This window comes from Streptomyces sp. NPDC055239, from assembly GCF_053606205.1.
This window is the reverse complement of record NZ_JBSGRD010000015.1, coordinates 134044-147343: the sequence shown is the minus strand read 5'-3', so window position 1 is coordinate 147343 and position 13300 is coordinate 134044. Positions and strand designations below refer to the sequence as shown.

Annotated in this window: 13 protein-coding genes and 1 pseudogene; 7 read left to right on the top strand and 7 right to left on the bottom strand. The window is 70.8% G+C overall.

What is annotated here, in order from left to right; translation table 11 throughout:
- The first annotated feature begins 97 nt into the window (after window positions 1-97).
- Entirely contained in the window at window positions 98-436 is a 339-nt protein-coding gene (locus ACWFRJ_RS36905; protein WP_453541293.1) for a helix-turn-helix domain-containing protein, read from the top strand.
- Window positions 437-455: 19 nt separating this feature from the next.
- Here the strand turns inward: ACWFRJ_RS36905 and ACWFRJ_RS36900 are convergent, their stop codons facing one another.
- On the bottom strand, window positions 456-1037 hold the full coding sequence (locus tag ACWFRJ_RS36900; protein WP_453541585.1) for a PAS domain-containing protein: 582 nt from the start codon (window positions 1035-1037) through the stop codon (window positions 456-458).
- A 215-nt stretch (window positions 1038-1252) separates the two neighbouring features.
- Between ACWFRJ_RS36900 and ACWFRJ_RS36895 the strand changes: the two genes are divergently transcribed.
- The gene (locus ACWFRJ_RS36895) at window positions 1253-4483 is read left to right on the top strand and encodes a bifunctional cytochrome P450/NADPH--P450 reductase (protein WP_453541290.1); all 3231 of its coding nucleotides are present in this window, start codon (window positions 1253-1255) and stop codon (window positions 4481-4483) included.
- Window positions 4484-4502: 19 nt separating this feature from the next.
- Here ACWFRJ_RS36895 and ACWFRJ_RS36890 read toward each other — a convergent pair whose 3' ends face one another.
- The gene (locus tag ACWFRJ_RS36890) at window positions 4503-5213 is read right to left on the bottom strand and encodes an HAD family hydrolase (protein WP_453541287.1); all 711 of its coding nucleotides are present in this window, start codon (window positions 5211-5213) and stop codon (window positions 4503-4505) included.
- Between the two features lie 10 nt (window positions 5214-5223).
- Complete coding sequence (locus ACWFRJ_RS36885) at window positions 5224-5799, bottom strand: PadR family transcriptional regulator (RefSeq protein ID WP_453541284.1); 576 nt, start codon at window positions 5797-5799, stop codon at window positions 5224-5226.
- An 86-nt stretch (window positions 5800-5885) separates the two neighbouring features.
- On the opposite strand from ACWFRJ_RS36885, the gene ACWFRJ_RS36880 reads away from it, so the two are divergent.
- Complete coding sequence (locus tag ACWFRJ_RS36880; protein WP_453541281.1) at window positions 5886-6278, top strand: nuclear transport factor 2 family protein; 393 nt, start codon at window positions 5886-5888, stop codon at window positions 6276-6278.
- A gap of 42 nt (window positions 6279-6320) precedes the next feature.
- On the opposite strand, the gene ACWFRJ_RS36875 is transcribed toward ACWFRJ_RS36880, so the two are convergent.
- Window positions 6321-7274 (bottom strand): LysR family transcriptional regulator, encoded by a 954-nt coding sequence (locus tag ACWFRJ_RS36875; protein ID WP_453541278.1) that lies wholly within the window; start codon window positions 7272-7274, stop codon window positions 6321-6323.
- 184 nt (window positions 7275-7458) lie between these two features.
- On the opposite strand from ACWFRJ_RS36875, the gene ACWFRJ_RS36870 reads away from it, so the two are divergent.
- From ACWFRJ_RS36870 to ACWFRJ_RS36860, 3 genes are read left to right on the top strand one after another with little or no spacing between them, the layout of a single operon-like run.
- On the top strand, window positions 7459-8154 hold the full coding sequence (locus ACWFRJ_RS36870) for a type 1 glutamine amidotransferase domain-containing protein (protein ID WP_453541275.1): 696 nt from the start codon (window positions 7459-7461) through the stop codon (window positions 8152-8154).
- Window positions 8155-8159: 5 nt separating this feature from the next.
- Window positions 8160-8729 carry a TetR/AcrR family transcriptional regulator gene (locus ACWFRJ_RS36865; protein WP_453541272.1) on the top strand — a complete coding sequence of 190 codons (570 nt, stop codon included), beginning with the start codon at window positions 8160-8162 and terminating at the stop codon, window positions 8727-8729.
- A 53-nt stretch (window positions 8730-8782) separates the two neighbouring features.
- Window positions 8783-10126, top strand: a complete 1344-nt coding sequence (locus tag ACWFRJ_RS36860) for an aldehyde dehydrogenase family protein (protein WP_453541269.1) — start codon at window positions 8783-8785, stop codon at window positions 10124-10126.
- Window positions 10127-10260: 134 nt separating this feature from the next.
- On the opposite strand, the pseudogene ACWFRJ_RS36855 reads toward ACWFRJ_RS36860, so the two are convergent.
- A pseudogene (locus ACWFRJ_RS36855) lies at window positions 10261-10629 on the bottom strand (MFS transporter); the annotation flags it as partial.
- Between the two features lie 78 nt (window positions 10630-10707).
- Between ACWFRJ_RS36855 and ACWFRJ_RS36850 the strand changes: the two are divergent.
- The gene (locus ACWFRJ_RS36850; RefSeq protein WP_453541582.1) at window positions 10708-10968 is read left to right on the top strand and encodes a MerR family DNA-binding transcriptional regulator; all 261 of its coding nucleotides are present in this window, start codon (window positions 10708-10710) and stop codon (window positions 10966-10968) included.
- Window positions 10969-11032: 64 nt separating this feature from the next.
- Here the strand turns inward: ACWFRJ_RS36850 and ACWFRJ_RS36845 are convergent, their stop codons facing one another.
- Window positions 11033-12484 (bottom strand): amidase, encoded by a 1452-nt coding sequence (locus ACWFRJ_RS36845; protein ID WP_453541266.1) that lies wholly within the window; start codon window positions 12482-12484, stop codon window positions 11033-11035.
- A 104-nt stretch (window positions 12485-12588) separates the two neighbouring features.
- The gene (locus tag ACWFRJ_RS36840) at window positions 12589-13281 is read right to left on the bottom strand and encodes a response regulator (protein ID WP_453541263.1); all 693 of its coding nucleotides are present in this window, start codon (window positions 13279-13281) and stop codon (window positions 12589-12591) included.
- Window positions 13282-13300 lie beyond the last annotated feature (19 nt).

The window sequence follows — 13300 nt, the reverse complement described above, 5'->3', positions numbered from 1 at the left end:
GCGCAGCAACGAGGCCGACCGATGGTGTTGAATTTCCTTCGGGGCCTTGGTGCCGTACGGCATCAGGGCCCCTCGACGCGTGCCATAACGAGGTGACATGACTGCAGATACCCCGCTCGGTGGTCGTCTGGACGACGACGACTACCCCGCCTACACCATGGGGCGGGCCGCCGAGATGCTCGGCACCACACCCGGTTTCCTGCGGGCCATCGGCGAGGCCCGGCTGATCACACCGCTCCGCTCAGAGGGCGGACACCGGCGGTACTCCCGCTACCAACTGCGGATCGCCGCGCGCGCCCGCGAACTGGTGGACCAGGGCACCCCGGTCGAGGCGGCCTGCCGCATCGTCATCCTCGAGGACCAGCTCGAGGAGGCCAAGCGCATAAACAGCGAGTACCGCCGCGCCGCCGACGAGTCGAGCGGCACCCCGCACTGAGACCGCCCGCGCGCCGTCGTCAGGCCGTCGGAGGCCACACCCCCGGAGCGAGAACTCCCAGCGCATACGCCCGCGCCACCAGTTCCGTCCGGTTCGCCGCGCCCCAGCGCTCCGTCAGACGGCGCAGGTGGTAGGTGACGCCGTCCGGGGTGAGGCCCGTCTCGCGGGCCGCCCGCGCCGTCGTGGCGCCGCCGGCGAGCAGGGCCAGGATGCGCGCCTCCGCCGGCGTCGCGGCTTCCGCGGGGGCCGGATCGGGGGCACGGTCCTCGCCAAGGACGCGGAGCAGCACGAGCAGACCGGGAACCTCGTCGGCCGTGTCGCTCACCGGCTCCGCCGTCAGCTCGCCGTGGCGCCGCACACCGTCGGCCGCCGTCCAGTGCACCGCGACCGGATAGCGCGAGCGGTGCCGCAGCCGCAGCGCCTCGGCGATCCGCAGGACCTGCGTCTTCTCCTCGGGACGGAACAGTTCCAGTACGTTGCGGCCCCGCAGCGTGCCGGAGGTCTCACCCCACTCCGCCGCCATCGCCGAGTTGGCGATGATGATCGCCCCGCTCGCCTCGCAGACCGCGACCGGCATCGGGATGCGGTTGAAGAGGAGCATGGCGCGGTTGCGCCACAGCACGGAGTCCACGGAATTCGCGGGGTCCACAAAGCCCTCGGAGTCCACAGGGCGACTCCTTTCAGCGAGGAGCAGTCAAGAGGGGTGCGTGATTCGTCACTACACAATCATGTAGTGGCGCGGCGCGGGCCCGCGGGGGCCCGCGGTCAAGCTGGGTGTGCAGTGACTTCCGTACGGCGAAAGGCAGTTGTCACGCCATGCCCCCCACCACCATCGCACCGTTCCCTCAGGACGCCGGTCCCGACATCGACGGCGTACCGCTGATCGACATTTCCGCCACCGGGCAGGGGCCTGCCCCGCTGCAGCAGATCATGGAGATGCTCCGCCGTCACGGGCCCGTGGTGCGGCGGCGTCTGCACGGCCGCGAAGCGCTGTTCGTGGGCGATCTCGATCTCGTCACCGAGCTCGCCGACGAGACCCGCTTCGCCAAGCACGTCGGCCCCGCCCTGCAGAACGTGCGCGAGTTCACCGCCGACGGCCTTTTCACCGCGTACAACGACGAGCCCAACTGGGCCCGCGCGCACGACATCCTGATGCCCGCGTTCGCGCTGGGTTCGATGCGTACCTACCACCCGGTGATGCTGCGCGTCGCCAACCGCCTCATCGAGTCCTGGGACCGCGGCGCGCGGGACGGACTCCCCGTTGACGTACCGGGTGACATGACGCGGATGACGCTGGACACGATCGGGCTCGCCGGGTTCGGCTACGACTTCGGGTCGTTCGAGCGTGCCGAGCCGCACCCCTTCATCGACTCCATGGTCCGCTGCCTGGAGTGGAGCATGACGCGCCTGAGCCGTACGCCGGGCACCGACCAGTCGGCGGCGGACGCGGTCTTCCGCGCGGACGCCGACTATCTGGCGCAGGTGGTCGACGAGGTCATCTCCGCGCGAGCCGGTGGCGCCCCCGGCGCCGGACCCGCCGATGACCTGCTCGGTCTCATGCTCAGCGCCTCACATCCGGGCGACGGCACGAAGCTGGACACCGCCAACATCCGCAACCAGGTCATCACCTTCCTGATCGCGGGCCACGAGACGACGTCCGGCGCGATGTCGTTCGCGATGTACTACCTCGCCAAGCATCCCGCCGTCCTCGACCTCGTACGGCGCGAGGTGGACGCCGTGTGGGGCGACACGGCCGACCCCGAGCCGACGTTCGACGACATCGGGCGGCTCACGTACACGCGTCAGGTGCTCAACGAGGCGCTGCGTCTTTGGCCGACGGCTGCCGCGTTCGGACGGCACGCCCGCGAGGACACGCTCCTCGGCGGCCGCATCCCGCTCCGTGCCGGGCAGGGCGTCAGCGTCCTGGCGCCGATGCTGCACCGCCAGCCCGTGTGGGGCGACAACCCGGAGCTGTTCGACCCGTCGCGCTTCACCCCTGAGGCGGAGGCCGCGCGCTCCCCGCACGCGTTCAAGCCGTTCGGAACCGGTGAACGGGCCTGCATCGGGCGGCAGTTCGCTCTCCACGAGGCGACCATGCTCCTCGGCATGCTGGTGCACCGCTACCGCCTTCACGACCACGCCGACTACCGGCTCACCGTCAAGGAGACGCTCACCCTCAAGCCCGACGGCTTCACGCTCACGCTGACGCCGCGCACCGCCGCCGACCGCGTGCACGGCCCGCTGCCCGGCGCGGCATCCGGCCCTGCAGCGGCGGAGCCCGACGCCACCGTGCTTCCCGCACGCGTCGTTCCCGGCACCCGCGCGCTCTTCCTGCACGGCACCAACTACGGAACCTGCCGGGACTTCGCGGCCCGACTCGCCGACGAGGCCGCGTCAGTGGGCTGTGAGACCGAGGTCGCGCCCCTTGACGAGTACGCCGGGGCGCTGCCCGCCGACCGCCCGGTCGTCATCACCGCCGCCTCGTACAACGGGCGTCCCACCGACGACGCCACGGTGTTCGCATCCTGGCTCGACGGCGCCCCGGCCGGCACCGCCGAGAACGTCACGTACGCGGTCCTCGGTGTGGGCGACCGCAACTGGGCCGCCACCTATCAGCACGTCCCGACGCGCTTCGACGAACGCCTTGCGGAGCTGGGCGGCACCCGGCTCCTGGAGCGCACGGCGGCCGACGCTTCGGGCGATCTCGGCGGCACCGTACGCGCGTTCACGTCGCGGCTGCGTACGGCGCTTCTCGAGCGGTACGGCGACCCCGACGCGCTGGAAGCGTCCGATGCCGCCGCTTCCTCGGACGCGTACGAGGTCCGCGAGGTGACCGGTGGTCCGCTGGACGCGCTCGCCGCGCGGCACGGACTTGTTCCGATGACGGTCAGCGAGGCCTATGACCTCACCGCGCCCGGCCATCCCCGTAGGAAGCGCTTCGTACGGCTCGCCCTGCCGGATGGCGTGACCTACCGCACCGGCGACCATCTCAGCGTCCTTCCGGTCAACGACCCGGCGCTCGTCGACCGCGCCGCCGCCGCACTCGGCGTGGACCTGGACGCGGTCATCGACATCCGCGCGAGCCGCCCGCGCCGCGACGGCCTCGCCGTCGACCGCCCGCTGACGGTACGCCAACTGTTGTCACGGCACGTGGAGTTGCAGGACCGGCCCACCGATGTCCAGCTGGCCGTGCTCGCCGCCGCCAACCCCTGCCCGCCCGAGCGGGCCGCTCTCACCACCCTGGCCGACGACGCATCGGCCCGCGCTGCCGACGGGCGCACACTGCTCGAACTGGTCGAGGACTGCCCGGCCCTGCGCGGGGCCCTGGAATGGCCGCGGCTGCTCGACGTGCTCACACCTCTGCGGCCCCGCCACTACTCGGTGTCCTCATCGCCGGGGATGAGCCCCGGCCACGCCGACCTGATGGTGTCCCTTCTGGAGGCACCGGCCCGCTCGGGCAGCGGGCGGCTGTACCGCGGCACGGGCTCCGGCCATCTCAACGGGGTGCGTACGGGCGACACCGTCCTTGCCCGCGTCCAGCCGTGCCGTGAGGCCTTCCGCATCGACCACACGGACGCGGCGCCCGTCATCATGGTCGCCGCGGGTACCGGCCTCGCCCCGTTCCGCGGCACGATCGCGGACCGCGCGGAACTGAGGGCGAGGGGTGCTGAACTCCCTTCTGCTCTCTGCTACTTCGGGTGCGACGACCCGGATGCCGACTTTCTGCACGCCGAGGAGCTGCGGGCCGCGGAAGCCACCGGTGCGGTCTCGTTGCGCCCCGCCTTCAGCGCCTGTCCCGTCGACGGGGTGTCCTTCGTCCAGCACCGCATCGCGGCGGAGGCCGACGAGGTGTGGGACCTGCTGACCGCCGGAGCACGGGTGTACGTCTGCGGCGACGGGTCACGCATGGCACCGGGCGTGCGTGACGCCCTGCGCACGCTCCATCAGAGCCGTACGCCGGGGGCCACAGCCGCGGACTCCGAGCAGTGGCTCGGTGAGCTGACCGCGCAGGGGCGTTACGTCGAGGACGTGTACGCGGCTGGATAAGGGGGGCGGAACAAGCGGCTCACGCCGGGTCCGGGGCGCCGGGCCCGGCGCTCGGGGTGACGCCGCTGCCGAACAGCTCCCCCAGGGCGCGCGTCGTCTCGTCGCTGTTCAGATGGTGCAGGCCCCGGATGCCGAGCCGTGCCGCCCCGCGCAGGTTGTGCTCCAGGTCGTCGATCATGACGCAGGCGGAGGGTTCGACGCCGAGGCGGTCGCAGGCCGTTCGGTAGATGCGGCGGCCCGGCTTGCGCGAACCGATCTCGCTGGAGATGACGACGACGTCCGCGAGCGCGTCCAGGTCGTATCCCTGGTAGCAGTCGTCGCCGAGCGCGTTCGACACGATCGCCACCGGCACACCCTGGGCGCGCAGCCCCCTCAGGGCGGCGAGCATCGTCTCGTCCGGCCGCATTCCCGCCGCGATCGCGGCGACGAGGCCCGTCGGTTCCACGTCCACGTCCACGCCCTTCGCGCGCAGCCGCGCCGCGATGCCCTTCTCGAACTCGGCCTCGCTCATGCGCCCGCACTCGTGCTCCACGAGCAGCGCCGACGACTCCGCGTCCTCGCGGAACAGCCGCTCGATCAGCAGCGGATCGTCGCTCACCCGCGCGGAGTAGGAGCGGAACGAGTCGAGCACGCTGGTGGTCAGCACACCGCCGAAGTCGGTGAGCACCGCACTCGGGGGCGCGTCCGGCCGCTCCTCCGCCGCGTCGGGCACTTCTTTCAACTCTTCCACTTCTGCCTCCTCAGGTGCCGCCCTTGGTGGCGTAGTCGAATCGTCGGTCGATGATCTCAAGGACCTGCTCGCCCCAGCGCAGGTTCGACTCCTCCAACGAGCGGCCCGCCATCAGCGTGAGGTAGGGGCCGATGCGCTCGGCGTCGCGCAGGTACTCCGCCTCTTCGCGGCCGCCGAGGAGGTGGCGGCGCAGCCGTTCGTACCGGGCGAGCTTGCCGCGCGACCACTCCATGCGCTCCTCGATCAGCGCGCGGGTGGCGGCCGGATCGCCGCCGTCCATGGCCTGCACCTTGACCATGAGTTCGTCCCGGATGGCGATGGGCCGGGGCGGCTGTGCGGAGAAGGCGTGCAGATCCCGCAGACCGGCATCGGTGAGCGTGAACATCCGCTTGTTCGGCCTGCGTTCCTGCTGCACCACGCGGGCGCCGATCAGGCCGTCGCCCGCAAGGCGCTCCAGTTCGCGGTAGAGCTGCTGGGGGGTCGCGGACCAGAAGTTCGACACGGACACGTCGAAGATCTTGGCCAGGTCGTAGCCGGACGACTCGCCCTCCAGGAGCGCCGCGAGCACCGCGTACTTGAGAGACATCTGGACACCGTATACCGATGTGATTACTCTCCTTCACACCTATTCAACAAATTGACTATCAACGATTGATTGCGAGGTGTGCGGACATGCAGGCTTTCCGCAAGGCCGTCGAGGCCGACGATCACGCGGCGATGGAGGCCCTCCTGGCCGAGGACGTCGTCTTCTCCAGCCCGGTGGTGTTCCGGCCCTACCCGGGCAGGGCGACGACCGCCGCGATCCTGCGCGGCGTCACACGGGTCTTCGAGGACTTCCGGTACGTGCGCGAGATCAACGACGCCGGAGGGCGCGATTCCGCGCTCGTCTTCGAGGCCCGGGTAGGCGACAAGCAGATCACCGGGTGCGACTTCCTCCACCTCGACGAGAACGGACTGATCGACGAGTTCACGGTGATGGTCCGCCCCCTGTCGGCCGCCCAGGCGCTGGCCGCGGCCATGGGTGCCCAGTGGGAACAGATCATGGGGGATGCGGCGGACGCGTAGGCAGCGGACGCGTAGGCGGCACCCGCCGGGAGATTCCCGCCGCTACCAGGCGCGGGCCGACTCGACGAGACGGTCCCGCACCAGGGCGACATGCGGGTTGTCCGCGGAGCCGGGGCGCTGCACCAGAAAGCCCGTGTTGATCGGGGCGTCCTGCGGGTCGTGCAGGAGCACCAGGGTTCCGGCGGCCAGTGCGTCACGGCAGAGGTAGCGGGGCAGCACGGAGAATCCGGCGCCCGCGGTGACGGCCGAGAGCACACCGCGCAGGTCGGGGACGGTGACGGACGCCTCGCAGGTCAGCCGCTTGCCGAAGACGTGCCGCCAGTAGCGGCGGGCGATCGGCAGGTCCTCGGCGTAGGTCACCAGCGGGACGCCGAGCAGCACCCCAGGACCTTCGGCGGCGATGCGCGCGTCGCCGCCGATGCGCTCGGCCCACGCGGGCGCCGCGACCAGGACGAACTCCTCGTCCGCAAGCGGCACGGAACTCAGGGAGCGCCCACGGGGGCGGTCCGTGGCGATCACCAGGTCATGTCGCCCCGCACGCAGCTCGTCCAGGAGCCGATCGGTAAGGCCGGTGGTCACGCGCAGCCGGACCCCCTTCTCGACCAGCGGTGCGAGCGCGGGCAGCGCGCAGTGGCAGAGCATCTCCGCCGGGCCCGCCAGATGGACGGGCTCCGCCGGGGCGCCGTCGAGGGGGCCGCCGTGCCCGGTGACAGCGGCGAGGGCGTCGAGGGGGTCGACGACACGGGCGGCGAGCGCGTCGGCGTAGGGCGCGGGGGCGACACCGCGCGGCAGGCGCTCGAAAAGCTCCCGGTCGACCTGCCGCTCCAGGGCCCGGATCTGGGTGGTGACGGTCGGCTGCGAGAGGCCGAGCAGGCGGGCGGCGGCGGTGAAGGAACCCGACCGGTACACGGCAAGGAACGTACGCAGGAGGTTCAGGTCCAGCGGGCCCCCGGCTGCGGCTATTCCCGCCGATCCATCGGAATTTCTATCTCCCATATGGGTCAGCCTATTGGATTTCGTTGGGCATCCCCACCTACGTTCGAGGACAGCACCGCCTGACGTTCTGAGCACAGAACGTCAGAGGTTCCAGCCAGACCCCAGCCAGATCTCAGACAGACCCCAGACAGACCCCAGCAAGACCCCTGACAGATCCAGCCAGATTCCAGCCCCGGAGAGACACATGTCCAAGATTCTGTTCGTCGTGACCGGCGCCGACCACTGGACGCTGGCCGACGGCACCCAGCACCCCACCGGCTTCTGGGCCGAGGAGGCCGTCGCGCCGTACGAGGCGTTCAAGTCCGCCGGGCACGAGATCGTCGTCGCGACGCCGGGCGGCGTCGTGCCGACCGTCGACCAAGGGAGCCTGGCGCCCGAGTTCAACGGCGGCCAGGAAGGCGCCGACAAGGTCGCAGCGACCCTCGCGGGCATCAGCGAGTTCCTCCAGCCGCTCAAGCTGCAGGAGGTCGACCTCGCCGACTACGCCGCCGTCTTCTACCCCGGCGGCCACGGCCCCATGGAGGACCTCGCCGTCGACGCCGAGTCCGGCAGGCTCCTCACCGCAGCCCTCGAGTCCGGCAAGCCGCTGGGCGTCGTCTGCCACGGCCCGGCCGCACTGCTCGCCGCCACCAAGGAGGACGGCTCCAACGCGTTCGCCGGGTACGAGCTGACCGGCTTCACCAATGTCGAGGAGACGCAGGCCGGCTTCGCCGAGAAGGCCAAGTGGCTGCTCCAGGACCGGCTCGTCGCGGCGGGCGCCGACTTCAAGGAGGGCACGCCGTGGGCCCCCAAGGTGGTCGTCGACCGTAACCTGATCACCGGTCAGAACCCGGCTTCCGCAGCTCCGTTGGCGGACGAGCTCGTCAAGAAGCTGGCCTGACCCTCATGGGTACCGACCGGCTCGACGAGGTCCTCGACGCCACCTACGACTCCCTCACCCGGTATGGCGTACGGCGCACGACGATGGACGACATCGCCTCCACGATGGGCGTGTCCCGGTCAGCGGTCTACCAGTACGTACGCAACAAGGACGACGCCTTCCGCAAGCTCGCCGAGCGCCTGCACGCACAGGCGCTCGCGCGGGCCCGGCAGGCTGCGGCCGACGACACGTCGAGCGCCGAGCGCATCCGGGGCGTCCTCGAGGCCAAGCTCGACCTGGTCCTGCGGCTCGCCGGGGACTCGCCGCACTCCGCGGAACTCCTCGACGAGAAGGCGCGCCTCTTCGGCGACATCTGCCACGGCTTCACCGGCTCGCTGCGGGGGCTGCTCATCGAGCTGTTCACCGAGGCGGGGACCCCGGCCGCGGTGGAGCCCGCCGAGGCCGCCGACACCTGCATAGCCCTGGTCATCGGCCTGGAGTCCGTGTCCGAAGGGCGCCACCTCTTCGCCCCCGCCACGGACGCGCTCCTGACCGGCCTTCTCGGCTCGCCGGTGACCACTACGGCGACCGGCTGACCGACCTCACCTTCCCCCACTCCCCACATACAGCTCTCCCGAGGAGACCCCTCATGCACCACCCCGAAGCATCCGCGTCCGAAGCGCTCGACCCCGTGGCACTCGTCGCCAAGCTCCGCGCCACGTTCACCACCGGCCGCACCCGGCCCCTGGCCTGGCGCGAGCAGCAGCTCACCCAGCTGCGCTCCCTGTTCACGGAGCACCGTGAGGACATCGCGGACGCCCTCTACACCGACCTGCGCAAGCCGCACTCCGAGGCGTACACCGCCGAAGTCGACCTCCCCGTACGGGAGATCGACCACACGCTGGCCCATCTGGAGGAGTGGCTGAGCCCGCAGCAGCTCGCGCCCGGCGCGCTGGCGGGGCTGCCCGAGGGATCGACCGCCGGTACGCAGTACGAACCGCTGGGCACCGTCCTGATCATCGCGCCGTGGAACTACCCCGTCCAGCTCCTGCTCACCCCCCTCGTGGGCGCGCTCGCCGCGGGCAACACGGCGGTCCTGAAGCCGAGCGAAATCACCCCGTCCGTCTCAGAGTTGATCGCCCGGCTCGTCCCCGAGTACCTGGACACGGACGCCGTCGCCGTCGTCGAGGGCGGCGTGCCGGAGACCACCGCGCTGCTCGCCCAGCGGTACGACCACATCTTCTACACCGGCAACGGCGCCGTCGGCCGCATCGTGATGCGCGCCGCCGCCGAGCACCTCACCCCGGTCACCCTCGAACTCGGCGGCAAGTCCCCGGTGTTCGTGGACCGGGACGTCGACGTGGCCGCCGTGGCCACACGCCTGGCCGAGGCCAAGTTCCGCAACGCGGGCCAGACGTGCGTCGCCCCCGACTACGTACTCACCGACCCGGACACCGCCCCCGCGCTCGCCAAGGAGCTGCGCACGGCCGTGGAGCGGGTGTTCGGCGCGGACCCCAGGTCCTCGGAGACGTACGGACGCATCGTCAACGAGAGGCACTTCGACCGGGTGTCCGCCCTCCTCGGCTCCGGGACGACGGCGTTCGGCGGGCAGAGCGACCGGGACGACGTGTACATCGCACCGACCGTGCTCACCGACGTGAAGCCCGACGAGCCGGTGATGCGGGAGGAGATCTTCGGTCCCGTACTGCCGATCGTGAACGTCGAAGACCTCGACGAGGCCATCGCCTTCATCAACGACCGCGACAAGCCGCTCGCCCTCTACGGCTTCACCGAGAGCGAGACGACGCGGCAGCGTCTGGCCGCGGAGACGTCGTCGGGCGGCCTCGGTTTCGGCCTTCCGATGGCTCATCTCCGCGTCCCGGAGCTGCCGTTCGGCGGAGTCGGCGAGAGCGGCGTCGGCAACTACCACGGGCCGCACTCCATCGCCACGTTCAGCCACCGCAAGGCCCGGCTCGACGTGCCGCTGGGCTGACGGTCAGGAGCGGGGCGAGGCGGAGGTGAACTCGGGTGCCTCCGCAGTGAGTTCCGGCGCCTCCACGGCGTCGGAGCTCACTTCTCCCTCGCGCCGGGCGGGCAACCCGTGCCTGCGGGCGGCGATCACCACGACGAGGACCGGCCGCCCGCGTCGCCGACAGCGGTCTGCAGGAGTGTGGGCGCGGCGGCCACGGCCACCAGGAGGGTGGCGGCGATGGTGAGCGTACGCAGCCTGCGGTGGATGTGAGCGCCCACGATCCAGATGCTCACGAGCGACGCGGCGCCGAAGACCAGCAGGACGACGTCGGTCGAGCCGCCCATGCCGAGGTGGTCGAGGAACGTGGCGATGTACGTGTAGAGGATGGTGTGGGCGAGGACGAAGACCAGCGTGACCGTCAGGACCGGGGTCACGCCGGGCAGCCGCAGGGTGCTCAGGACAGGGGTGCGGCCTTCGCGCCGCTGCCCGGGGTGGTCGGGGACCGACGCGGTGATCCAGCCGAGCCGTTGCTCATGTCGCCCATGCTCGAACCCTCACATTGATGTGAAGGTCAAGCGAGAGGCCGCGAGGTGGTTCGGATGCTGCGGATCGGGGAGCTGTCGGAGCGCACAGGGCCGCCCCGGCGACTGCTGCGCTACTACGAGGAGCAGGGCCTCATCATGGCCGGGCGCGCGGCGAACGGCTACCGCGAGTGCGACGAGCGCTTCGTGGACCGGGTCGTGCAGATCAGAGGCCGCGTGGCATGCCTGACCCGCAACCGGGACGCCATCGCGGAGTACCTCGACGCGGTGCGGGACGGCAGCCCTCCGGACGTGACCGTCGCAACGGCGGCAGCACCCTGAGTGGTTGGCTCCCCAAGGTGCTGCACGCGTATCCGCAGCCGGTGGGTGGTACCCCGTGGCACCCCTACTTCGGCGCCTGGAAGCCGCCGATCTTCCGCTCGAGCAGTTCGGCAAGACGCAGCGGGGTGCGGTCCTCGAACATCGGGCCGATGAGCTGCACTCCCACCGGCAGCCCCTCGGGGGACCGGCCCGCTGGTACGGCGGTGGCGGGCAGGCCGGGCATGGTGGCAAGACCGGCCCAGACGAGCTGGTCGAAGTACGGGTACCCGACGCCGTCGATGTCGAGCCGGCGTCCCAGCACATCGGGGTTGTGGTCGTGCGGGAACGCGGGAGTGGGCGTGATCGGACACACCACGGCATCGAACTCGGCGAAGAGCTGCCGCCAGCCGTGGCGGTGGAGTTCGCGACGGTTGTTCGCCTCGATCCAGTCGCGGTGGCTGAACACCATGCCACGCAGCCGCGTCGCGTCGAGGCTCTGGTCGTCCGCGCTCAGTCCGGCGGCCCGGGTCCGCAGCTCTTCGTACGCGTCGACGGGAAAACGCGCGACGGAGCCCGAGAACAGGAACTGCATGTAGAGCGTCGCGGCTTCGGTCAGATCGGGCAGCAGCGGACTGTGCCGTTCGACGCGGGCGCCGCCGTCGGCAAGCGCGTCGGCCACCCGGTTCACGCCCGCCCGCACGGCGGACCCGGTCGCAATGAGCGGATGCTCCTCGAGCACCAGGACCCGGAAGTCGCCGAGCCGTTCGTGGCGCGCGGGCGGCAGCGTCACGTCGTACGCCTTGCCGTGCGTCATCGGGTCCGGTCCGGCCATGACGTCGAGCAGGAGCGAGAGGTCGCGGGCAGAGCGCGCCATCGGACCGGCGACGGCGAGGTCGAGGTCGACCGGCAACGGCTGCGACGGCGGCACGACCATGCCGCGGGTCGCCGCAAGGCCGACGGTCGGCTTGTGCGCGTAGATGCCGCAGAAATGCGCGGGGGTACGCAGCGAACCGGCGAGGTCGGAGCCGATGGACAGCGCGCCGAATCCGGACGTCAGGGCCGCCGCTGATCCGCCGGAGGATCCGCCCGACGTGCGGTCGTGATCCCACGGATTGTTGGTGGTGCCGTAGATCTCGTTGAAGCTCTGGATGTCTTGCAGCCCCAAGGGCACATTGGTCTTGCCCAGCACCACCGCGCCCGCATCCTTGAGCCGCGACACCTGCACCGCGTCCTCGGCCGGCACATAATCCCGGTGCTGCGGCATACCCCAAGTAGTGGGCAGTCCAGCCATGTTGTAGGACTCTTTGACCGTCACCGGAATACCGAGCAGCGGCCGGACCTCACCGCGGGCGCGCGCCTGGTCGGCGTCGCGCGCGGCGGCCCGCGCACGGTCGAAGTCCGGCACACAGATCGCGTTGAGCACCTTGTCGTCCCGCTCGATCCGGGCGATCGCCTCATCGGTCAGTTCCGCCGAGGTCACTTCACCGGCACGCAGGGCGGCCGACATCTCTTCGGCCGTCTGAAAGTTCGACTCCATGAATCCGACCGTATGGGCCTCCTGAGCAGGGCACCAAATACCAATTCGCGCAACGGAATGGGTGTCTTCATACGCATCGACTTCCCCTCCCACCGCCTCCGCCGTCAGGCCCCCGCTCCGGGCACCACGAGTCCCGACTCGTACGCCGCCACGACCGCCTGGGTGCGGTCCCGCAGCCCGAGTTTGCCGAGCACCCGGCTCACATGGGTCTTCACGGTCTCCTCGCTGACGTGCAACCGCCCGGCGATCTCGGGGTTGGAAAGGCCCTCCGCCATCAGCCGGAGCACCTCGGTCTCTCGCGGTGTGAGCGCGTCGAGGCGGGCCGCTGGTCCCGCGGGCGGTCCGGGTCTGAGGCGGGCGAACTCCGCGATGAGGCGGCGGGTCACGGTAGGAGCGAGCAGCCCCTCCCCCGCGGCCACCACACGCACCGCGTCGAAGAGGCGCTCCGCCGTGACGTCCTTGAGCAGGAACCCTGCGGCGCCCGCGCTCAGCGCGTCGTACACGTGCTCGTCCAGGTCGAAGGTGGTGAGGATGAGCACGCGCGTGCCGGTCCCCGCGAGGTGTCCTGTCGCCTCGATGCCGTCCATCACCGGCATGCGTATGTCCATCAGGACCAGGTCGGGCAGTAGTTCCCGGCAGAGTTCGACCGCCTGCGCCCCGTCGGCCGCCGTGCCGACGACCGTGAAGTCGGGCTGGGTGGCGAGGAGTCCGGCGTATCCGACGCGTACGACTTCGTGGTCGTCGGCGATGACGAGGCGCAGCGGAGCGGATGCGGAAGGGTGGCTCGGGATGCTCATGCGGCATGCTCCCAAGCGG